Raw genomic sequence first — 21,647 nt, 5'->3', positions numbered from 1 at the left:
GCGGCAAAATTAGTGTCCTGGAGTCGCTGGCAGCATTGCGGGGCTGGCGCACTTCAGGCATAACTAGCCTTAGCATAGCGTCTGCGTTACAAATCCGCAGGTTTGCCTTACTATTATGGCAGCAAATGCCAGTCTGCTACCGGCTGACCGGTCAGAAAGCGTGTCGACAAGGAGAATAACGTTGCGTTTCATCAATACTCTTATCATGGGCGGGATACTCTCCCTGAGCATGCTTTCATCACAGGCGCAGGCCTGGGAAAAGGGCCGCGTCTATAAATTTACCGTACTGCATACCAACGATCACCATGGTCGCTTCTGGCATAACGAACAGGGCGAATATGGTCTGGCGGCGCAAAAAACGCTCATGGACACCATTCGCTATGACGTTCAGGCGCACGGCGGCGCGGTACTGATCCTCTCCGGCGGCGATATCAATACCGGCGTGCCGGAATCGGATCTGCAGGATGCGGAGCCCGATTTTCGCGGTATGAATCTGGTTGGTTATGATGCGATGGCGATCGGCAATCATGAGTTTGATAATCCGCTTTCCGTCCTGCGTCAGCAGCAAAAATGGGCCAAGTTTCCTCTGCTCTCGGCCAACATTTATCAAAAAAGCAGCGGCCAGCGTCTGTTCCAGCCCTGGGCATTATTTAACCGGATGGGGTTAAAAATAGCGGTTATCGGCCTGACCACCGATGACACCGCTAAAATTGGCAATCCTGAATACCTGACGGATATCGAATTCCGACCTCCGGCCAGCGAAGCGAAGCAGGTAGTGGAAGCGCTGCGCGCCAGTGAAAAGCCGGACGTGATCATTGCCGCCACCCATATGGGGCACTACGACGACGGTAAGCATGGTTCTAACGCGCCGGGCGATGTGGAAATGGCGCGCGCCTTGCCGCAGGGCTATCTCGATCTGATTGTCGGCGGCCATTCTCAGGATCCGGTATGCATGGCGCAGGATAATCTGAAGCAGGTGGATTATGTTCCCGGCTCGCCCTGCGTGCCCGATCGTCAGAACGGCACCTGGATTGTACAGGCGCATGAGTGGGGCAAATATGTTGGCCGGGCCGACTTTACTTTCCGTGACGGCGTGTTGACGCTGGAAAATTATCAGCTGATCCCGGTTAACCTGAAGCACAAGGTAAAGAACAGCGAAGGCAAAGATGAGTGGATTAACTACCAGCAGGAGATCGTGCCGAACAGCGCCATGATGAAGCTGCTGACGCCCTTCCAGAAAAAAGGCGAGGCGCAGCTGAATGTGAAAGTCGGCAGCGTTGACGCGCGGCTGGAAGGCGATCGCAGCAAGGTACGTTTTGTACAGACCAATCTGGCGCGCCTGCTTCTTGCTTCGCAGATTGCCCGCACCAAAGCGGACTTTGCCGTGATGAGCGGCGGCGGAGTGCGCGATTCGATTGAGGCTGGCCCCATCAGCTATAAAGATGTGCTCAAAGTCCAGCCGTTCGGCAATACGCTGTGCTGGGTTGAGATGAAAGGCAGCGAGGTAGAGAAATATCTGGCGGTGGTGGCGAATAAGCAGGTGGATTCTGGTGCCTATGCGCAGTTTGCTAACGTCAGTCTGATCGCAGACGGGCAGGGCGTGAGCGAAGTAAAAATCAACGGCGAGCCGCTGCAGGCGGAGAAAACCTACCGCATGGCAACGCTGAGCTTTAACGCCAACGGCGGTGATGGCTATCCGGTTATCAATACGCTGCCGGGCTTTGTGAATACTGGTTTCGTGGATGCGGAAGTGCTGAAGCAATATATCGAACAGCATTCACCGCTGAAGGCGGAGGCGTATGCGCCGAAAGGCGAAATTATTTATCGTAGCGCGGCGGAAAAGCAGGAACTGGAAAAGCAGGAGAGCCGCCGCCGCACTTATCCCCAGATGATTCTGGCCTGGCTCAGCGGCAAATAGTGTTGTCAGGCCCGTGGGTTTACGCGACGGGCCTGAATTTAACCGCTATGGCAGGGCATGCGCCATTTTTCCCGCAGTTTGTCCCAAATCCAGTTATAAACCACCGTGTAGGGCAGAAAGAACAGGAAGAAGCCAACTTCCAGCATAAAGGCCTGCAGCAACCCAATGCCCAGCATCATCGACGCAACCGGCAGGCCAATAAGAATAAAACCGCCTTCAAAGCAGAGGGCATGCATTATGCGCAGCCACACTCCGCGCTTGATGCGATTGCGTGGAAAGAGCCGGTCAAACACAGCGTTATAAATAATATTCCATACCATAGCGATGGTTGAAAGCGCCAGCGCCAGCGCGCCTATCTGGAACAGCGGTTTGTTCATCACTGCCGCCGCCAGCGGCGACACGATCAGGATAGCCAGCGCCTCAAAACCTACCGCGTGTAATACGCGTTCTTTAAACGAACGGGACTGCATAATATCTCCTTCAGAGCCAGGCAATGACCTTTACCGCACAGGCTCTTAATAAGCCGGACCTTATTTTCGCCGCGCTTTGCGTTAGAATGAAGTTATCTCCCATCGGAAAAAGCGATAGAACCATGCGTTACTCACCGGAATCATTGCAGGCTTTTGTCCAGACGGTGGAAAAAGGATCTTTTTCTGCGGCGGCGCGCGCGCTGGGAAAAAGTCAGTCTACCGTTAGCGCCGCGATTGCCAATCTGGAAGCGGACCTGGGGTTTAAACTGTTCCATCGCGCCGGGCGTGAACCGGTACTGACCGAAGCGGGGGCGCATGCGCTGCGTCAGGTGCAGGAGATTTTGTCAGCCAGCCAGCGGCTTGATGAACTGGCCGTGCGGCTGTCAGATAATGTTGAGCCGCGTCTGAGTATGGCGATTTCCGATTTCTGGCAGGCGGATCACCATGAGCAGCTGCTGAAGCGTTTTGCCGCACGCTATCCGCATATTGAGTTCGAATGTATGATTGCTGAGGATGAAGACGTTATCGACCTTCTGCAAAGCAATCGCATTCATCTTGGCGTTATTCGCGTGCAGACAGCGTTACCTGTGACCATCGCCGCCTCGCGTTTGCAGGTCCAGGCGCAAATGGCAGTATTTATTCATCGCGACCATCCGCTTAGCGCACAGAGCCAGGTGAGTCAGGCGGAGCTGGCGCAGGTCAGGCAGCTAAAGCTCAATACCTGGGCTGGCGTAAGGGAAAATATTTCATGCGGCCAGGTCTGGTCGGCACCTTCATATTTGCTGCTGCTGGAGATGGCGGAGCAGGGGTTTGGCTGGTCGATTCTGCCGCGCTGGCTGGTGGAGCAGTTTGGTCACGGCGTATTGCATATGCTGCCGGTTGCGGGCTGGCCGCAAAATATTGCGGTGGATGCCGTGTGGTCAACGCGTACCCCGCCGGGACCGGCAGGGCGCTGGATGATCGATCAGCTTTGCGCGCAGCGCGCCTAATCCTGACGCGCGATATCTGTCAACGTCGCCTCTAACAGCGCAGCCAGATCGCTGGCGGCCAGTTCTATATCCAGACCGCGCTTGCCGCCCGAAATAAAGATAGTGGGAAATGTTGCAGCCTGACTGTCAATAACCGTCGGCAAACGTTTCTTTTGCCCCAGCGGGCTGATGCCGCCAATCAGGTAGCCGGTAACGCGCTGAGCCTGCTGCGGATCGGCCATTTCCGCTTTTTTTGCGCCCAGAGCTTTCGCCAATTTTTTCAAATCAAGCTGGCTGGCGACCGGCGTTACCGCGACGGCCAGCTGTTTGTCGTCGCCGTTCAGCGCTACCAGCAGCGTTTTATATACCTGCTGCGGATTCAGGTTAAGCTTACGCACCGCCTCATCGCCGAAGTGCGTTTCGTTGCTGTCATGCTCATAAGGATGCAGCGTAAAGGAGATCTTTTTCTTTTCCAGCAGTTTAATTGCGGGCGTCATTGCTTTTTCCTGACAGTGAAAAATGACAATATGGTGAAAAATAGCGCTGGTGAAATCATCGGCTTTGAGAGAAAATTGCCTCGCGTCAGTAATTCCGTTGCTGATGAATAACCAAAATCATAAACAAATTCCTCTTTGACGGGCCGATAGCAATATTGGCCTTTTTTTTATCTGCGTCTTAACAGGTCAGGCAGATTATTCTCGCCGTAGAGGTGCAGCGCGCCAACCGCCACAACATAACGCCCTGGCGGTAGCGCGCGCAACAGGCTATTCCAGCGCTGATTGCGCTGGCGCATCAGCAGATCGTTGAGCTCAGTGCTGAAGGTGGTCGGCAAGGCGGTCTGGCTCTGCTGCGGCGGCTTTTCAAGCCACCAGCTAATCATGGTTTGCAGCAGGCGGGCATTGGTATGCCAGTGTTCCAGCGTATCCGCCAGCAACGACTGACCATTTTCCGGCAGGGTTTTAAGAATATCGAGCTGCTCGCTGGCGCCTTCCAGTTCGATGATGCGTCGTCCCTGCGCCTGCGCTGCCTGCAACAATTGATAATCGATACCGTAATCGGGACGGAGCCCCAGCCGCTGTGCCTGTTGCGCCTGAAGCATCAGCGCGATTTGCCATAAAGGCAGCGCCTCAAGCTGTGCCAGATCAAGATGCATTTCATCGCACAGGCGGCTCAGCTGCTGCAGAGTGGCGTCATCCACTCTTTCCGCCAGCGGGGGCTGTGCCTCGCTATAGGTAAAAGGAGAGGCGCTGCCGGTAATATCCGCTTCAACAATCAAAGCATCCGCTTTTTCCAGACGCTTCAGCAGTTGCGGGGGCAGCGGCATCATATTGCGGGTGCCCATATGAATACTGCCGACCAGATGCAGTTCGCGCTTGCCCGGCAGCCAGATATCCGTGGCTGGCCAACGGTAATGCTTCGGAACCAGCATGCGAAACAGCATTGTCAGGTTGTGCCGCCATCTATCCATTCTTTCACCCTTTGCTGCCAGTAAACTCCCCATGCTAGCGGTTTCACTTACCGATGAACAGGTGAAAGCGCTGACTTCCGTTCAGCAAGCCAGCGCCAGGCGCAGAGGAAGTCACGTTACTGTCCGGGTGGCTGAAAGCGCAACAGCCGGTTAGCGTTGCTCACCACGGTGATCGAGGAGAGCGCCATCGCCGCACCGGCAATAACCGGACTGAGCAGCGTGCCGGTCAAAGGCCAGAGCACGCCAGCGGCGACAGGAATCGCCAGGGAGTTGTAGATAAAAGCGCCCAGCAGATTTTGCTTCATATTACGCAGCGTGGCTTTGGCAATCGCCAGCGCATCCACCACGCTGTGAAGATCGTGGCGCATCAGCGTAATGGCCGCGGTTTCGATCGCTACGTCGCTGCCGCCGCCCATGGCAATCCCGACATCGGCCTGAGCCAGGGCGGGCGCATCATTAATTCCATCGCCAATCATCGCCACCTTATGCCCCGCCTGCTGCAACTGAACAATTGCCGCTGCTTTGCCATCCGGCAATACACCCGCAATCACCCGATCCAGCCCGGCCTCGCGCGCAATGGCGTTGGCAGTGATTTCATTATCCCCGGTCAGCATAATCAGCTGATAGCCCAGCCCATGCAGGCGCTGCAGCGCGCTAACGCTCTCTTTACGCAGCGGGTCGCGGATTGCCAGCAGGCCAGCCAGCTGGCCCGCCACCGCCAGAAATACCGGCGTCGCGCCTTTAGCTGCCTGTTCACTGGCAAGGGATGCGGCCTGTTCCGCCTCAATCTGCTGCTGCGTCAGCAGGGCAGCATTACCCAGCAGCATCGGCTTGCCCTCCAGCTGGGCGCTAACGCCCATACCGCGTAGGGTGCGAAACTGGCTGTTTTCCGGCAGGGCCATCTCCCCGGCGCGATCGCGAATCGCTTTCGCCAACGGATGGTTGGATCCTTGCTCCAGTGCCGCCGCCCAGCGCAAGACCTGCTCTTCGCTAAAGCCGTTAAAAGTAATGATCTGCGTGACCTGAGGCGCGCCCTGCGTTAGCGTCCCGGTTTTATCAAATACCAGCGTATCCAGTTCGCTGGCACGCTGTAGCGCATCGGCATCGCGCACCAGGACACCAAACTCCGCCGCTCGCCCAACGCCTGCAATAATCGACATCGGCGTCGCCAATCCTAAGGCACAGGGACAGGCGATAATCAGCACGGTAGTGGCAATCACCAGCATATAGACCATTGAAGGCTGCGGGCCGAAGAAATACCAGACGGCGGCGCTGAACAGCGCGATCATAACCACCACCGGTACAAAGACGGCGGAAATACGATCGGCCAGCTGTCCGATTGCCGGTTTGCTGCTCTGTGCCTGACGCACCAGCTGGATGATGCGCGACAGCGTGGTGTTCTTACCGACGGCGCTGGCGCGGAACAGCACGCTACCGTCCTGTACCAGCGTACCGGCATGTAAGGCTTCGCCTGCCGATTTTTGCTGCGGCAGCGGCTCGCCGGTCAGCATCGACTCATCCAGCCAGGCCTCGCCCTGGGTGATAATGCCATCAACCGGAACGCGATCGCCTGTAGCCAGCCGTAAAACCATTCCCAGCTGAACGTCGCTTAATGCAACGGCTTGCTCGCCGTCAGGGGTGACGACACGTGCCGTGGCTGGGGTTAAATCCAGCAGCCGCTCCAGGGCTTTTGACGAACGCTGACGCGCCCGCTGCTCCAGCGCATGACCCAAATTAATCAGGCCGATGATCATCGCGCTGGCTTCATAATAGAGATGACGTGCGGCGGGCGGGAAAAATTCTGGCCACAGATTAACGCTGATGGAATAGAGCCAGGCCGCGAGCGTACCCAGCGCAACCAGCGTATCCATTGTGGCGGAGCGGTTCAGCAAGCTGCGCCACGCGCTGCGATAAAAATGTCCGCCTGCGACCACCATCACCAGCAGCGTCAGGACGCCGACCACCAGCCAGCCGCTACGGTTGCTGGCGGTCAGCATCATATTGTCGCCGAACATGCCATAAATCATCAGCGGTACGCCAAGCGCCAGCGCCAGCGCTGATTGCCAGCTAAAGCGCCGCATCGCCTGGCGCGCGCTGACCTGCTGTTTTTCGCGCCGCTCGCTCTCATCGCCAATCACTTCAGCGCCGTAGCCCGCAGCCGTTACGGCGGCAACCAGCGCATCTGGCTGCACGGAGCCTATTACCAGAGCGCTGCGCTCGGCAAGGTTAACGCGTGCCTGCTGTACGCCTTCAACCTGAGCTAACGCTTTTTCAACCCGGCTCACGCAGCTGGCGCAGCTCATGCCGTCGATCAACAGCTGATAGCTCTCTGCGGCTTCGTCTGCCTGCGTTGAAAGCGCCGCGCTATGCGCTGCGGCGTCGGCTTTAGTTGAAAAGTGTGCATGACCCGCTACCGGCTCGGCCTGAGCGGGAGTTGATACCTTATCCGCTGCCAGCTGGCTTTCTGATGCTGACAGCGGTTCAGGCTTTGGGTGCGCATTGTCCTGCAGACTCGCCTGATAGCCCGCCTGCTCAACGGTAGCGATCAGCGCTTCTGACGCGGCGTCGCCGATCACCCGCGCCTCGTTCAGCGAAACCTCGGCTTGCTGTACGTCCTGACGCTGCTCCAGCGCCTCTTTTACGCGTTTCACGCAGTGGCCGCAGGTAAGGCCATCCAGCGCTAACAGAGTGGTATGTGACATAAGCTTCTCCCTCTTTTCAGGCACAACAGATTATCAGAGCTGTAAGCTTAAACCTTCCATTAAGGGGAAGGTCAAGTTTTTAGCAGGCGGACGCTTTGCATGATCGTGATTTTTGTAAAGCACAGGCGGCGGATCGGCGTTATCCTGCCTGTAATGGTCTGAAGGGGAACAGAATGAACATTAGCGATGTGGCTAAAAGAACCGGCTTAACCAGTAAGGCAATCCGCTTTTATGAAGAAAAAGGGCTGGTAACGCCGCCGTTGCGCAGCGAAAACGGCTACCGCAGCTATACGGCACGTCATCTGGACGAGCTGACACTGCTGCGACAGGCGCGGCAGGTAGGTTTTACGCTGGACGAGTGCCGTGAACTGGTGCATCTGTTTAATGATCCGGGGCGTCACAGCGCAGATGTCAAACAGCGCACCCTGCTGAAAGTTAAGGAAATTGAAGCGCATATCGATCAGCTTAAGGCAATGCGTGAACGGCTGCTGGCGTTGGCGGAGGCGTGCCCCGGCGATGAGAGTGCAGATTGTCCGATTATTGATAACCTGGTCGGCTGCTGTCATCGCAACGAAAAATAGCGGCCTGTCCAGGAGCGATCTATCTTTGGTAAAAGTCAGCGGCCTGCATTTTCAGCCGCCAGCGGCCGGATGCGTAAGGTCACGCCTTCCACGCAAATCACCACTACACGCGTACCGGCGGGGAGATCGCTGTCAGCCTGCACGCGCCAGCTGCTGTCGCCGACGCGCACATGACCCAGCCCGTTAACCAAAGCTTCATCCAATGTCAGATGCATACCCGTCATCTGCATCCCACGCTGGTTAAGCAACATGCCGGGCTGTTTTTGGCGCAGCGCGAGCCAGCGATACCACAGAAAGGCGGCGAGTAACGTCAGCAGCGCGAACAGCACCCCCTGGGTTCCCCATGAAAAGGGCAGCAGCCAGCGGATGATGCCCACCGCCAGTGCCGCCAGACCGCTCCAGAGCAGATAGCCGCTGGTACCCAGCATTTCCGCAATCAACAGCAGGCCGCCCAGCGTTAACCAGAACCAGTGAGGATGATTAATGACGGCCGCCAACATTATTTATTACTCCGCGACTGTTTGCTTTCGTTCAGCAGCTCGCTGATCCCGGCAATGGAACCCATAATGCTGGTGGCATCCAGCGGCATCAGCACCACTTTGCTGTTATCGGCAGAGCCAATTTTTTGCAGCGCATCGGTATATTTTTGCGCAACAAAGTAGTTCACCGCCTGGATATCCCCGGCAGCAATCGCTTCCGATACCATTTTGGTGGCGCGTGCCTCGGCTTCCGCGGCGCGTTCACGCGCTTCCGCCTGCAGGAAAGCGGCCTGACGATCGCCTTCCGCTTTTAATATTTCCGACTGTTTTTCCCCTTCGGCACGCAGAATCGCCGCCTGACGAATGCCTTCCGCCGCCAGAATATCGGCGCGCTTGGTGCGCTCTGCTTTCATCTGGGCGTTCATGGCGGCGATCAGCTCTTGCGGCGGGCGCACATCGCGAATCTCTATACGTGTCACCTTGATGCCCCACGGGTTGGTTGCCTCATCCACAATATGCAACAGGCGGGTATTAATACTGTCACGCTGCGACAGCATCTCATCCAGCTCCATGGAACCAAGCACAGTACGGATATTGGTCATCGTCAGATTAAGGATCGCCTGGTCAAGATTGCTGACCTCATAGGCGGCGCGCGCCGGATCCACTACCTGAATAAAGCAGACGGCGTCAATGGTGACATTGGCGTTATCTTTGGAGATGACTTCCTGAGAAGGGACATCCAGCACCTGCTCCATCATGTTGATCTTGCGACCAATACGATCCATAAAGGGTACTAAAAGATTTAAGCCGGGCTGCAGCGTTTTGGTATAGCGACCAAAGCGCTCCACGGTCCACTGGTAGCCTTGTGGCACAATTTTTATGCCTGACCAGACGATAATTAACGCAACGACAATAAGCACGGGGATCACAGCAAGCATAAAACCTCCAGACTGTTTTATGACGGGCCAAACCCTGGCCCGTTGTCGGCAGAGATTAGTAGAGCAGGGAGTATAACAGGCGGCGATATTTAGCCGCCAGCGCATCGCCGGTGCCGAGCGCCGCCAGGATCTCCTGCAGCATTTTACGTGTTTGACCGTCGGCGGCGTTGAGATCGGTTTTCAAAAAGCGGTAAAGCAGCTCAAGCGCCTCTTCGTTACGGCCAACCTGATGCAGCTGCAGCGCCAGTTTGCTTGCCAGCTCGGCATTCTGCGGCTCGCTCTCCAGCTGCTGCTGAAGCTGCTGGATTTCCGGAGTATTCGCCGCCTGCTTCAGCAGGTCGATCTGCGCCATCAGCCCCTGATAGCGGGTATCCTGATCCTGCAGCGGAACTACTTTCAGCACGCCTTCCGCCTCATCGCTGCGGTTAAGCGAGATCAAGACTTCAGCCAGCAGAAAGCCGATTTCGCTGGATTGATTACTGAGCTGCCAGGCCTCTTTCAGCAGCGGCAGCGCGTCCAGCGGTTTCCCCTGCTGCACCAGCTCGAGCGCCTGCTGCGCCTTTAGCTCTTCTTCACGCGGCAGCACTTTCTGCAGCAGGGCGCGAATAGCCTCTTCCGGCTGCGGTCCCTGGAAGCCATCAACCGGCTGACCATTCTGGAACAGATAAACCGTAGGAATGGCGCGCAGGCCGAACTGGGAAGCAACCATCGGCTCATTATCACAGTCCAGCTTCGCCAGCACGAACTGCCCGGCATACTCCTGTGCCAGACGCTCCAGCACCGGCGTAAGCTGCTGGCAGTGCTGGCTGCGTTCAGACCAGAAATAGAACAGCACCGGCACCGTCATGGACTGTTCCAGCGTCTGCTGCAGGTTAGATTCGTTGATATTAATAATCGAAGCGTGTAATGACATGTATGCGTCTCTTTGTCTGATGACTTTAATACGATATTGGGGCGTTGCCTTCGGCTTCAAGCCAAATTTGCGCTGCCGCGTTAGTTGCCGCGTAAAATGCGATCCAGTATCCAGCCTGGCAGCAAGCGCCGCAGCCAACTCATCACATGCGCGACCAGCGTCACAGGATAGCGCAGGCGTGGATGACGGCTCTCCAGCGCATGACGCAGCTTGGGCAGTATCGCCTCCGGTGGCAGCGTAAAGCGTGCCGCAATACCGGGATTTTTAATGGGTTTTTCCTGCTGTGTCTGATTCACGTTGTCGGTAAAGCGCGTATGAATAGGACCGGGCTCTATCAGGCTAACGCGAACGCCGCTGCCATGCAGCTCCATACGCAGAGCATCGGCCCAGGCCTCCAGCGCATATTTACTGGCGGCATAGGCGCCGCGTCCCGGCGTGGAGATCAGGCCCATGACCGAACTGGTATTGATAATGCGCGCATCACCGCTGGCGCGCAGGGCAGGCAACAGTAGCATTGTTAACTGATGAGTGCCGAACAGGTTGCTGGCAAACTGTTGCTCCAGCTGCTGACGCGTCAGGGTTTCCAGCGGGCCATAAACGCCATAGCCAGCATTATTAAACAACCCATACAGCCGCCCTTCGCTCAGGGCGATCGCCTGTTCCGCCGCCTGCGTTACGCTCTGTGCATCGTTGAGATCGAGCTGAATTCCGGTAAATCCCAACGCATTCATGCGCGCCACATCTTCCGGCTTGCGACAGGCGGCCAGCACGCGATAGCCGCGCATCAAAAGATCGTTGGCTGCAACCAGGCCGATTCCGCTGGAGCAGCCGGTAATTAATACGTTTTTTTGCATAACTTTACGTCCGTGGCTTCTGTGCCGTTTATTACTCATGCTTAACTAGGGGAGCCAGTTCTTTATCCATCAGATCGGTAATAAATGCCTGCGCATCCGGTGCGGGGTGAATACCGTCTTGCTGCATCCACTGTGGTTTAAGATAGACCTGCTCCATAAAGAAGGGCACCAGCGGAATATTGTGTTGTTGGGCCAGTTTGACATAAATGTTATTAAAAGCATCGTTATACCGACGACCATAGTTCGCCGGCAGACGGATCTGCATCAACAGAGGTTGAGCATTGGCCGCCTGAACCGTTGTGATGATTTTACTTAAGTCCTGCTCGATATTTTGCGGTGGGAAACCGCGCAGGCCATCATTACCGCCCAGCTCGATCAATACCCAGCGAGGATGATGCTGTTGCAGCAGCGCAGGCAGACGCGCCAATCCTTGCGCAGCGGTATCGCCGCTGATGCTGCCGTTGATCACCTCTGGCTGCTGCTGCCATTTTTTATCCAGCAGGGCTGGCCAGGCCTCACTGGCCGACATGCGATAGCCCGCACTCAGGCTGTCGCCGAGAACCAACAGTGATTCTGCGGACGCCACACGCGTAAGTAACAGTAATAACAACAGGAAGGGATAATGCCAGCGGAAAACATTGTTGAAGTTCATCATCTTACTAAATCCGTCGGTGAAGGGGAGCATCAGCTGTTCATCCTTACCGGAGTTGACCTGGTTGTCAAACCGGGGCAGAGCATCGCCCTGATTGGTGAATCAGGATCGGGCAAGTCTACTCTGCTGGGCATTCTCGCCGGGCTGGATGATGGCAGTAGCGGAGAGGTCTGGCTGTGCGGCGAACCGCTGCAAAAAATGGACGAGGAGCAGCGCGCGCAGTTGCGGGCGCGTCATGTCGGCTTCGTCTTTCAGTCTTTTATGCTGGTTCCCACCCTGAACGCGCTGGAAAACGTACAGTTACCTGCATTACTGCGCGGCGATCCTGAGCGACAGAGTCGTGATCAGGCGCAGGCGCTGCTGGAGCAGCTGGGACTGGGCAAGCGGCTGCATCATTTGCCGTCGCAGCTTTCCGGTGGCGAACAGCAGCGCGTGGCGCTGGCGCGCGCCTTTAATGGTCGTCCTGACGTGCTGTTTGCCGATGAGCCGACCGGCAATCTCGATCGGCAAACCGGCGATCGCATTGCCGATCTGCTGTTCTCAATGAACCGTGACAACGCTACCACGCTGATTCTGGTGACCCACGATCTGCAGCTGGCGGCGCGTTGCGATCGGCGGCTGCGCGTGCGTGATGGCAAGCTGTGGGAGGAAGCATGATCTGGCGCTGGTTCTGGCGCGAATGGCGCTCGCCCTCGTTGCTGATCGTCTGGCTGGCGCTCACCTTGTCGGTTGCCTGCGTACTGGCGTTGGGCACGCTGGGCGACCGCATGGAAAAAGGTCTGACGCAGCAAAGCCGCGAGTTTATGGCGGGCGACCGCACATTAAGCAGTACGCATCCGGTGCCGCAGCCGTGGCTGGATCGGGCGCAGCAACTGGGCCTGAACGTCTCCGCCCAGCTCACCTTTATGACCATGACCTTTGCGGGCGAAGCGCCGCAGCTGGCGGCGGTAAAGGCGGTGGACCAGTCTTACCCGATGTTTGGCGAACTACGCACCGAACCACCGGGGCTGAAACCGCAGCCCGGCAGCGTACTGCTGGCACCACGGCTGATGACGTTGCTGGGCGTTAAACCGGGCGATGAACTGGACATCGGCGATACCCGGTTGCATATCGCCGGAGCGGTTTTACAGGAGCCGGACGCGGGTTTTAATCCTTTTCAAACCGCGCCGCGTCTGCTTATGAATCTCGCCGACGTTGAAAAAACCGGCGCGGTGCAGCCGGGAAGCCGCCTGACCTGGCGCTATAAAGTAGCTGGCGCTGGAGAAGCGTTAGGACGCTACGATCGCTGGATTACGCCGCTGTTAAAAAGCGATCAGCGCTGGCTGAGCGTGGAAAACTCAGAAGATGCGCTGGGGCGATCGATGCAGCGTGCCCAGCAGTTTTTACTGCTGTCTGCCCTGTTGACGCTGCTGCTGGCGGTGGCGGCGGTGGCGGTGGCGATGAGCCACTATTGCCGCAGCCGCTACGATTTGGTCGCGGTACTGAAAACGCTGGGTGCCGGACGCAGCGCCTTACGCAAACTGATTGTCGGCCAGTGGCTGGCGGTGCTGCTGCTGGCGGCGCTGGCCGGTAGCGTGCTGGGGATGGGCTTTGAGCGCCTGCTGTTAACTCTGCTGCGTCCGGTTCTCCCTGGCGAACTGCCCGCCGCCGGACTCTGGCCGTGGATCTGGGCGCTGGGCGCGCTGTTTACCATTTCCCTGCTGGTGGGTCTGCGTCCTTATCGGCTGCTGTTGGCGACGCAGCCGCTGCGTGTGCTGAGACAGGATGTCATCAATGCCGTCTGGCCGTTGCGCTACTATTTGCCGATCATGGCGCTGGTGGTGATTGCGCTGCTGGTGCTGCTGGTGGGCAGCAGTAAGCTGCTCTGGGCATTGCTGGGCGGGGTGGTGTTGCTGGCGGCGCTGTTGGCGGGGTTGGGATGGGGAGCGCTCTGGCTGCTGAGCCGACTGACCGTACGTCGACTGGCGCTGCGCCTGGCGATAAATCGTCTGCTGCGCCAGCCGTGGGTAACCTTAAGTCAGCTGGCGGCTTTTTCGCTCTCTTTTATGCTGCTGGCCCTGCTGCTGGTGCTGCGCGGCGATCTGCTCGATCGTTGGCAGCAGCAGTTGCCTGCCGACAGCCCTAACTATTTCTTGCTGAATATCAGCCGTGAACAGGTAGCGGACGTGCAGCGTTTCCTGACGCAGCATCAGATTGAGCCCGGCACTTTTTATCCCGTTGCGCGCGTGCGTCTGACGGAAATTAATCAACAGGCCGTGGATCCACGCCGTGACAACGCGCTAAACCGCGAGCTTAATCTGACATCGTTATCGCGCCGCCCGGAACATAATCCGATTGTGGCCGGACAGTGGCCGCCGCGCGCCGGAGAGGTGTCGATGGAAGCGGAGCTGGCCGATCGTTTAGGCGTGAAGCTCGGCGATACCCTGACCTTTACCGGCGATACGCAGCAGTTTAGCGCTAAAATTAGCAGCCTGCGTAAAGTTGACTGGGAGAGCCTGCGGCCTAACTTTTTCTTTATTTTCCCGCCGGGAGCGCTGGATGAGCAGCCGCAAACCTGGCTTACCAGCTTCCGTTATGATGGCGGCACCGGGACGCTGGCCCAGCTGAACCGTGCTTTTCCGACGCTCAGCCTGCTGGATATCGGGTCGATGATGCGCCAGATAGGGCAGGTGCTGACGCAGGTGAGCCAGGCGCTGGAAATTATGGTGGTGCTGGTTACCGCCTGTGGCCTGCTGCTGCTGCTGGCTCAGGTGCAGGTAGGGATGCGACAGCGACGGCAGGAGCTGGTGGTTTATCGCACGCTGGGTGCCGGGAAAAAGCTGCTGCGTTCAACGCTGTGGTATGAGTTTACGCTGTTAGGCATTGTGGCGGGTGTGGCGGCGGCGCTGGGCGCTGAGGCGGCATTATGGGGATTGCAGCGTAAGGTGTTCGATTTTCCCTGGGAGCCTGACTACCGGCTCTGGATTGCGTTGCCGTTAAGCGGGGCGCTGCTGCTTTCATTGTGCGGCGGCTGGTTGGGAGTACGGCTGCTGCGCGGTAAAGCGCTGTTCCGCAGTTTCTGATGCTGGCGGTCCGCCGAAAACGGACCGCCATACCGCTTAGCGCAGCGTAGCCTGCGCCCATTCAATGCCGCTGGCATACTCTGGCGGCAGCATCGGCACCAACGCCTGAAGCGCAGCCGCAAGGCGCTGCCTGTCGGGATCGCTCAGATTCAGGTGGCCTACTTTACGACCGGGCCGCACCTCTTTTTCATACCAGTGCAGATGCACCAGCGGCTCGCTGAGCCACTGCTGATTAAGCGCCGTGCCGATCAGGTTCACCATCACCGATGGCATACTCACTACCGGCAGCGGCAGCGGCAGGTCAAGAATCGCACGCAGGTGCAGTTCAAACTGGCTGATGGAGGCGCCATTTTGCGTCCAGTGCCCGCTGTTATGCACGCGCGGTGCCAGCTCGTTGATCAGCAGGCCTTGCGGCACCACAAAACATTCCATCGCCATGACGCCAACGTAGTTAAGCTCATGCATAATCGCGCTCAGCATCTGCTCCGCCTGCTGCTGCAGGGCCGGTTCAGACTGCGGCAAGGCTACGCTGGTGCGCAGGATCCCATCCTGATGCAGGTTATGCGTCAGCGGATAAAACACTGTCCTGCCGTCATGTCCACGCGCGCCCACCAGCGAAACTTCACCAGAAAAGTTGATGCCCTGCTCAACGATGCATTCGCCGTAGCAGTCTCCGGGCAGCGCATCGGTTTCTCCGGCGCGCAAACGCCACTGACCGCGGCCGTCATAGCCGCCGGTACGACGCTTAACAATCGCCAGTTTGCCCAGCTGCGCGAACACCTGCGGCCACTGTTCAGCAGAAGAGAGCAACTGCCAGGGCGCGGTTGCCAGCCCCAGCCGATCGAGCAGCTGCTTTTGCGTTAAACGGTCGGCAAGCAGCGGAAAAATATCGCGGTTCACAAAGGCTGAATGGCGCGCCAGTTCACGCGTCAGCGCGGTTTCCGGCCAGCGCTCAACTTCAGCGGTGATCACGCTCTGCTGAATCGGCAACGCTTCCGGCTCAGCATCCAGACCAACTGGATAAACCGCGATACCCAGCGGTTCGCCCGCCTGACGCAGCATTCTTCCCAACTGACCATTTCCCAGTACGCAAACCGGCTTCATGCTTCCTCCCGCGGATCGGGGTTATTTAGCACCTCATCGGTTTGCGCCTGTCGCCAGGCGGCAAGTCGGGTCGCTAGCTCACGATCGTGTGTCGCCAGAATTTGCGCTGCCAGCAGTGCGGCATTGGCCGCGCCCGCTTTACCAATCGCCAGCGTACCCACCGGAATACCACGCGGCATCTGCACAATAGAATAGAGGCTATCAACGCCGCTCAGCGCCGCGCTCTGTACCGGCACGCCCAGCACCGGCACCAGCGTTTTTGCCGCCAGCATGCCAGGCAGATGCGCCGCGCCGCCGGCACCGGCGATAATCACCTGAAAACCGTTATCCGCCGCGCCTTCGGCAAAGCTGAACAGCTTATCGGGCGTGCGATGCGCAGAAACGATTTCAACATGGAAAGGAACGTCCAGAACGGTAAGGATTTCCGCAGCGAACTGCATAGTGGCCCAGTCACTTTTTGAACCCATGACAATGGCGATGCGGGTCGGGGCGGCGTTAAGAGACATGCGGATGTGACTCCTGTGATTATCCAAAGGTCACCGGCGTGGTTTTCACGCGGTCGGGAAGGGCACAGAGAATAACATGACTCAATCGGAAGGAAAACGGTTGCGTAGCGGGTTTACCTGAGTAAAAGCGGCGTGCTGACCGCTTTTAAAAGGGGAAGTGGATCAGAGACAGGTGCTGCGGGGTAACTTCAATCATTGACCCTTCGCTGTGCCAGGCACCCAGCACCAGACGTTCCGCTGGCTGGCCATTCACTGTCAGCGTATGTACCGCCGGACGATGCGTATGGCCATGGATCAGCCACTGCACCTGATGGCGTGCCATCGTCTCCATTACCGCCTGAGGATTCACATCCATAATCTCAACCGCTTTATGCTGATTAGCATCTTTACTGCTGTCGCGCATACGCAGCGCAATACGCTGACGCAGCCGCAGTGGCAGGGCGAGAAACAGCCGTTGCAGCCAGCGCTGATGCACTTTACGGCGAAAACGCTGATAGCCTTCATCATCGGTACAGAGCGTGTCACCATGCATTATCAGCACCGATCGACCATAAAGATTCAGCACCTGCTCTTCCGGCAGCAGCTGCATGCCGCTGGCGCTGGCATAGCGTTTGCCCAGTAGAAAATCGCGATTGCCATGGATGAAGTAAACCGGCAGCGGCAGCGCCTGCAGCGCAGCGGCAATCTGCTGATGCAGTGGATTGGGATCGTCATCGCCGATCCAGGCCTCAAACAGATCGCCCAGAATGTACAATGCATCAGCATTTTGCGTTTCGCGCTGTAAAAAACGCAGAAAACCGGCAGTAATTGCCGGTTCTTGCTGACACAGATGCAGATCTGCGATGAATAGCGTGCGTGACATTACTCGCTAACGGTGACTTTCTGAATGATCACGTCTTCTTTCGGTACGTCCTGATGCATGCCGCTGCGGCCGGTGGCTACACCTTTGATTTTATCAACCACATCCATGCCTTCTACCACTTCGGCGAACACGCAGTAACCCCAGCCCTGCAGGCTTTCGTCACGGAAGTTCAGGAAGTCGTTGTCTGCTACGTTGATAAAGAACTGCGCGGTAGCAGAGTGCGGTGCGGAAGTACGTGCCATCGCCAGCGTGCCGCGGGTGTTTTTCAGGCCGTTGTTGGCCTCGTTACGGATTTCCGCTTTGGTGGCTTTCTGCTGCATGCCCGGCTCAAAGCCGCCGCCCTGGATCATAAAGCCATTGATCACACGGTGGAAAATGGTGTTGTCGTAGAAACCTTCACGACAGTAGTCCAGGAAGTTCTGCACGGTTGCAGGCGCTTTGTCATCAAACGTTTTGATCACGATATCGCCATGATTAGTCTGGAAAGTAACCATAATCTCATCCTGTAAAGGTTGGTGTTTTCAAGATACTGTACCCGCACGCTGAAGCAGAGTGCCAGGCCAGTTTTAACAGACGCCCCTTATAACATAATTCGCGCGCTGGCGTCAGTAAGCGCAATGGGCCTTTTCTGCCTGCCGCAAGTGCGCTGCGCGGTGTACTTTCTTGCATTGCGCGACGCTTACGTGAAAAATAGACCTTCTGGTTTCGTTTATCCGCACACGCTTATACGGAAAGTTCAATGCTTAAAATTTTTAATACCCTGACGCGACAAAAAGAGGAATTTAAACCGATTCATGCCGGAGAAGTGGGCATGTACGTGTGCGGCATTACCGTTTATGACCTCAGCCACATCGGCCATGGCCGTACTTTCGTGGCTTTTGATATTGTGGCGCGCTACCTACGCTACAGCGGCTATCAGCTGAAATATGTGCGCAATATCACTGATATTGATGACAAAATTATCAAGCGCGCCAATGAAAACCGGGAAACGGTAGAAGAGCTTACCAACCGCATGATCGCGGAAATGCATGCTGATTTCCGTGCGCTGAATATTCTGCCGCCCGATCTGGAACCGCGCGCCACACGCCACATCAGCGAAATTATTGAGCTGGTGGAAAAGCTGATTGCTCGTGGTCACGCTTATGTTGCCAGCAATGGCGACGTGATGTTTGCCGTGGACAGCGATGCGGATTATGGCTGCCTTTCCCGTCAGGACCTGGAGCAACTTCAGGCGGGCGCCCGGGTGGAAGTAGCAGATGTGAAACGCAATCCGATGGATTTCGTTTTATGGAAAATGTCGAAGGCGGACGAGCCAAGCTGGCCGTCACCGTGGGGCACCGGACGTCCGGGCTGGCATATTGAGTGTTCGGCAATGAACTGCAAACAGCTGGGCGAGCATTTCGATATTCACGGCGGCGGATCTGACCTGATGTTCCCGCACCATGAAAATGAAATTGCGCAATCTACCTGTGCGCATGACGGCCCGTACGTTAATTACTGGATGCACTCCGGCATGGTGATGGTGGATCGCGAGAAGATGTCTAAATCTCTTGGCAACTTCTTTACCATTCGCGATGTGCTGCAGCACTTTGATGCGGAAACGGTGCGTTACTTCCTGATGTCCGGTCACTATCGTAGCCAGCTTAACTATGGCGAAGAGAATCTGAAACAGGCACGCGCGGCACTGGAGCGCTTGTATACCGCACTGCGCCACACCGATGCCAGCGCTGAAGCCGCAGGCGGAGAAGCTTTTGTGGCTCGTTTCCGTGAGGCAATGGATGATGACTTCAATACGCCGGAAGCCTATTCGGTGCTGTTCGATCTGGCGCGTGAGGTCAACCGCCTGAAAGCGGAAGATATGACTGCCGCAAACGGGCTGGCCGCACGCCTGCGCGAGCTGGCGGGCGTGCTGGGCCTGCTGGGTCAGGATCCTGAACTGTTCCTGCAGGGCGGGGCGCAGGATGACGATGTCGCGGAGATTGAAGCGCTGATCAAGATGCGTAACGATGCGCGCCAGGCCAAAGACTGGGCGCAGGCGGATATCGCGCGTGACAAGCTGAATGCGCTTGGCATTGTGCTGGAGGATGGGCCTCAGGGCACTACCTGGCGTCGTAAATAAACCTCTGTAAGGCCGGTACTCACCGGCCTTTTTTTTGCTCTCTTTACTTCCCGCTAACGCTATCCTTTAGCGAGCCCTTTCTGATAAGCTTGCAGTATCTTGCAGTATCTTGCAGTATCTTGCAGTATCTTGCAGTATCTTGCAGTATTCTGCTGTATATTGCTTTCATGGAGGATATTTATGCATAAAGCCGCACGGCAAAAAGCCTTATTAACGCTGCTCAGCGAGCAGGGACAATCCAGCGTGACGCAGCTTGCTCAGATAATGCAGGTATCGGTTGATACCGTGCGCCGCGATCTGAACGATCTGCAACAGCAGGGGCTGGCGCAGAAAAATCATGGCGGGGCGATTGCGCTGGATCTACCGGCCATGACGCGTCGGGCGCGCAGCGCGCTACTCAACACAACCAAACAGCGGCTGGGAGAAGCGGTTGCGGCGCAGATCCCGCCGGGCAGTACGCTGATGCTGGATGCAGGCAGCACGGTGCTGGCGGTAGCCGCTGCGCTGACCGTTCCGGCGCGGGTAATTACCGCCTCGCTGGATATTGCTTGGGCGCTGAACGATCGCCCGGGGATTGAGCTCATTTTGCTGGGCGGGCAATGGGACACTGAGCAACGCCTGTTCGCTGGTGCCGCCACGCTGGCGATGCTGCAGCGTTATCGTGCCGATATTGCTGTGCTGGGCGCCTGCGCGGTGCATCCCACGCTGGGACTTAGCGCCAGCCATGAGGCGGATGCAGAAATCAAACGCGCCATGCTGGCATTCAGCGCCCAGCGCTGGCTGGTAGCCGATCATTTAAAACTGAATCGCTGCCAGCCTCATCGGGTCGCGGATTTAGCTGAGATACAACGCCTGTTTATCGATCGTCGCTGGGATGAGCTGCCTGCTTTATCCTCTACCGACGTCTCTGTTATCGCTGAAGGAGAACAACATGAGTAACACCGCTACGCCTGCAAAGATGCTTAACGTTGTGCTGATTGGCTATGGTTTTGCCGGTAAAACCTTTCATGCACCGCTGATCTCCGCTACGGCGGGCCTGAACTTGTATGCTATCGCCTCCAGCGATGCCGCCAAAGTCCATGCCGATTTTCCTGGCATGCGTGTGATCGCTGAGCCACAGCAGGCGATCGCCCATCCCGAAATCGATCTGGTGGTGATCGCCTCGCCGAACACCACGCACGCACCGCTGGCGCGTCAGGCTCTGGAAGCGGGCAAGCATGTGGTGGTTGATAAACCCTTTACGCTGGATATGCAGGAAGCGCGGGAGCTGATCGCGCTGGCGCAGGAGAAAGGGCTGTTGCTGTCGGTATTCCACAATCGCCGCTGGGACAGTGACTATCTCGGCGTGCGCCAGGCAATAGAGCAGGGGCAGGTGGGGCATGTGGTGCAGTTTGAATCACATATTGATCGTTTCCGTCCGCAGGTTCGCGTGCGCTGGCGCGAGCAGAACGTGCCGGGCAGCGGCCTGTGGTTCGATATCGGCCCACATCTGATTGATCAGGCGCTTCAGCTGTTTGGCTTGCCGGAGAGCGTTCAGGGCAATATCGCCACGCTGCGTGATAATGCGGAAGTGAATGACTGGGCGCATGCGGTCTTAAATTATCCGTCGCATCGCGTGATCCTGCATTGCAGCATGCTGGTGGCCGGTGGCGTAGCGCGCTTTAGCGTACACGGCACCAAAGGCAGTCTGATTAAAGCACGGGCCGATCGCCAGGAAAGCCAGCTGCTGGCTGGGGTGACACCTGGCAGTGCAGGGTGGGGCGAAGATGATGAAGCGATGGTGCTTTATAGCGGCGAAGCGCAAACGCAGCTGCCTGTGCCAGCGGGCGATCAGCGTCAGTATTATATTCAGATCGCCAATGCGCTGAACGGTGCGCAGCAGAATCCGGTACCGCCTGAGCAGGCGCTGGCGGTAATGGCAGTACTGGAGGCGGCAGTAAAAGCATCAGAAAGCGGTCAGGCCCAGTCGCCAGCGCTCAGCGCCGGGGAAAAGAGTGCGCTGCGTTTTCCGCAGGTGCAGTAACGGTGCAGCAATAAAAAACAGCCGGCTT

The 21,647-nt window shown here is 57.2% G+C and carries 21 protein-coding genes; 8 read left to right on the top strand and 13 right to left on the bottom strand.

The window, feature by feature from the left end:
* The first annotated feature begins 205 nt into the window (after window positions 1-205).
* Window positions 206-1,918, top strand: coding sequence for a bifunctional UDP-sugar hydrolase/5'-nucleotidase UshA (gene ushA, locus ACQE32_RS09545; protein ID WP_426974745.1), 1,713 nt, complete (start codon window positions 206-208; stop codon window positions 1,916-1,918).
* Window positions 1,919-1,956: 38 nt separating this feature from the next.
* Here the strand turns inward: ushA and ACQE32_RS09540 are convergent, their stop codons facing one another.
* Window positions 1,957-2,388, bottom strand: a complete 432-nt coding sequence (locus tag ACQE32_RS09540; protein ID WP_427021668.1) for a multidrug/biocide efflux PACE transporter — start codon at window positions 2,386-2,388, stop codon at window positions 1,957-1,959.
* Window positions 2,389-2,510: 122 nt separating this feature from the next.
* On the opposite strand from ACQE32_RS09540, the gene ACQE32_RS09535 reads away from it, so the two are divergent.
* The gene (locus ACQE32_RS09535; protein WP_426974595.1) at window positions 2,511-3,377 is read left to right on the top strand and encodes a LysR family transcriptional regulator; all 867 of its coding nucleotides are present in this window, start codon (window positions 2,511-2,513) and stop codon (window positions 3,375-3,377) included.
* Here ACQE32_RS09535 and ybaK read toward each other — a convergent pair.
* The 3 genes from ybaK to copA form a co-directional block, all read right to left on the bottom strand.
* Window positions 3,374-3,853 (bottom strand): Cys-tRNA(Pro)/Cys-tRNA(Cys) deacylase YbaK, encoded by a 480-nt coding sequence (gene ybaK / locus ACQE32_RS09530; RefSeq protein ID WP_426974594.1) that lies wholly within the window; start codon window positions 3,851-3,853, stop codon window positions 3,374-3,376. The genes ACQE32_RS09535 and ybaK overlap by 4 nt on opposite strands.
* Before the next feature lie 167 nt (window positions 3,854-4,020).
* A complete protein-coding gene (locus ACQE32_RS09525; protein ID WP_427021667.1) occupies window positions 4,021-4,824 on the bottom strand; it encodes a TraB/GumN family protein in 804 nt (267 codons plus the stop codon).
* 116 nt (window positions 4,825-4,940) lie between these two features.
* Window positions 4,941-7,526 (bottom strand): copper-exporting P-type ATPase CopA, encoded by a 2,586-nt coding sequence (gene copA, locus ACQE32_RS09520; RefSeq protein ID WP_427021666.1) that lies wholly within the window; start codon window positions 7,524-7,526, stop codon window positions 4,941-4,943.
* Between the two features lie 173 nt (window positions 7,527-7,699).
* Between copA and cueR the strand changes: the two genes are divergently transcribed.
* The gene (gene cueR / locus ACQE32_RS09515; RefSeq protein ID WP_426974591.1) at window positions 7,700-8,107 is read left to right on the top strand and encodes a Cu(I)-responsive transcriptional regulator; all 408 of its coding nucleotides are present in this window, start codon (window positions 7,700-7,702) and stop codon (window positions 8,105-8,107) included.
* Window positions 8,108-8,142: 35 nt separating this feature from the next.
* On the opposite strand, the gene ACQE32_RS09510 is transcribed toward cueR, so the two are convergent.
* The 5 genes from ACQE32_RS09510 to tesA all read right to left on the bottom strand — a co-directional run bounded on the left by ACQE32_RS09510 (window position 8,143) and on the right by tesA (window position 11,943).
* Complete coding sequence (locus tag ACQE32_RS09510; RefSeq protein ID WP_426974590.1) at window positions 8,143-8,607, bottom strand: NfeD family protein; 465 nt, start codon at window positions 8,605-8,607, stop codon at window positions 8,143-8,145.
* On the bottom strand, window positions 8,607-9,524 hold the full coding sequence (locus ACQE32_RS09505; RefSeq protein ID WP_250652079.1) for an SPFH domain-containing protein: 918 nt from the start codon (window positions 9,522-9,524) through the stop codon (window positions 8,607-8,609). The genes ACQE32_RS09510 and ACQE32_RS09505 overlap by 1 nt, the downstream gene beginning before the upstream one ends.
* A gap of 55 nt (window positions 9,525-9,579) precedes the next feature.
* Window positions 9,580-10,437: a co-chaperone YbbN gene (locus ACQE32_RS09500; protein WP_427021665.1), complete on the bottom strand. Its 858-nt coding sequence runs from the start codon at window positions 10,435-10,437 to the stop codon at window positions 9,580-9,582.
* 80 nt (window positions 10,438-10,517) lie between these two features.
* Entirely contained in the window at window positions 10,518-11,291 is a 774-nt protein-coding gene (locus ACQE32_RS09495; RefSeq protein ID WP_426974588.1) for an SDR family oxidoreductase, read from the bottom strand.
* Between the two features lie 31 nt (window positions 11,292-11,322).
* Window positions 11,323-11,943: a multifunctional acyl-CoA thioesterase I/protease I/lysophospholipase L1 gene (gene tesA / locus ACQE32_RS09490; RefSeq protein WP_250652681.1), complete on the bottom strand. Its 621-nt coding sequence runs from the start codon at window positions 11,941-11,943 to the stop codon at window positions 11,323-11,325.
* Here tesA and ybbA point away from each other — a divergent pair.
* Together ybbA and ybbP are read left to right on the top strand one after the other, a co-directional pair.
* Entirely contained in the window at window positions 11,914-12,600 is a 687-nt protein-coding gene (gene ybbA, locus ACQE32_RS09485) for a putative ABC transporter ATP-binding protein YbbA (RefSeq protein WP_250652082.1), read from the top strand. The two genes, tesA and ybbA, sit on opposite strands and share 30 nt — an antisense overlap.
* Window positions 12,597-15,005 carry a putative ABC transporter permease subunit YbbP gene (ybbP, locus tag ACQE32_RS09480; RefSeq protein ID WP_426974587.1) on the top strand — a complete coding sequence of 803 codons (2,409 nt, stop codon included), beginning with the start codon at window positions 12,597-12,599 and terminating at the stop codon, window positions 15,003-15,005. The genes ybbA and ybbP overlap by 4 nt, the downstream gene beginning before the upstream one ends.
* Before the next feature lie 36 nt (window positions 15,006-15,041).
* Here ybbP and purK read toward each other — a convergent pair whose 3' ends face one another.
* From purK to ppiB, 4 genes are all read right to left on the bottom strand, one after another.
* On the bottom strand, window positions 15,042-16,109 hold the full coding sequence (gene purK / locus ACQE32_RS09475; RefSeq protein ID WP_427021664.1) for a 5-(carboxyamino)imidazole ribonucleotide synthase: 1,068 nt from the start codon (window positions 16,107-16,109) through the stop codon (window positions 15,042-15,044).
* Window positions 16,106-16,615 (bottom strand): 5-(carboxyamino)imidazole ribonucleotide mutase, encoded by a 510-nt coding sequence (gene purE, locus ACQE32_RS09470; protein ID WP_250652085.1) that lies wholly within the window; start codon window positions 16,613-16,615, stop codon window positions 16,106-16,108. The genes purK and purE overlap by 4 nt, the downstream gene beginning before the upstream one ends.
* Window positions 16,616-16,760: 145 nt before the next feature.
* A complete protein-coding gene (lpxH, locus tag ACQE32_RS09465) occupies window positions 16,761-17,477 on the bottom strand; it encodes a UDP-2,3-diacylglucosamine diphosphatase (RefSeq protein ID WP_426980986.1) in 717 nt (238 codons plus the stop codon).
* Window positions 17,477-17,971, bottom strand: a complete 495-nt coding sequence (gene ppiB, locus ACQE32_RS09460; protein ID WP_249893841.1) for a peptidylprolyl isomerase B — start codon at window positions 17,969-17,971, stop codon at window positions 17,477-17,479. Before ppiB ends, lpxH begins: the two co-directional genes overlap by 1 nt.
* A 245-nt stretch (window positions 17,972-18,216) precedes the next feature.
* Here ppiB and cysS point away from each other — a divergent pair, with 245 nt between their 5' ends.
* From cysS to ACQE32_RS09445, 3 genes are all read left to right on the top strand, one after another.
* Window positions 18,217-19,596: a cysteine--tRNA ligase gene (gene cysS, locus ACQE32_RS09455; protein ID WP_427021663.1), complete on the top strand. Its 1,380-nt coding sequence runs from the start codon at window positions 18,217-18,219 to the stop codon at window positions 19,594-19,596.
* Window positions 19,597-19,776: 180 nt separating this feature from the next.
* A complete protein-coding gene (locus ACQE32_RS09450) occupies window positions 19,777-20,535 on the top strand; it encodes a DeoR/GlpR family DNA-binding transcription regulator (RefSeq protein ID WP_426974584.1) in 759 nt (252 codons plus the stop codon).
* Window positions 20,528-21,619, top strand: coding sequence for an oxidoreductase (locus ACQE32_RS09445; protein ID WP_426974583.1), 1,092 nt, complete (start codon window positions 20,528-20,530; stop codon window positions 21,617-21,619). The genes ACQE32_RS09450 and ACQE32_RS09445 overlap by 8 nt, the downstream gene beginning before the upstream one ends.
* Window positions 21,620-21,647 lie beyond the last annotated feature (28 nt).

The organism is Pantoea sp. FN0302 (assembly GCF_050113775.1).
Taxonomy (GTDB): Bacteria; Pseudomonadota; Gammaproteobacteria; order Enterobacterales; family Enterobacteriaceae; genus Mixta; species Mixta alhagi.
This window is presented reverse-complemented; position numbering and strand designations above follow the sequence as displayed.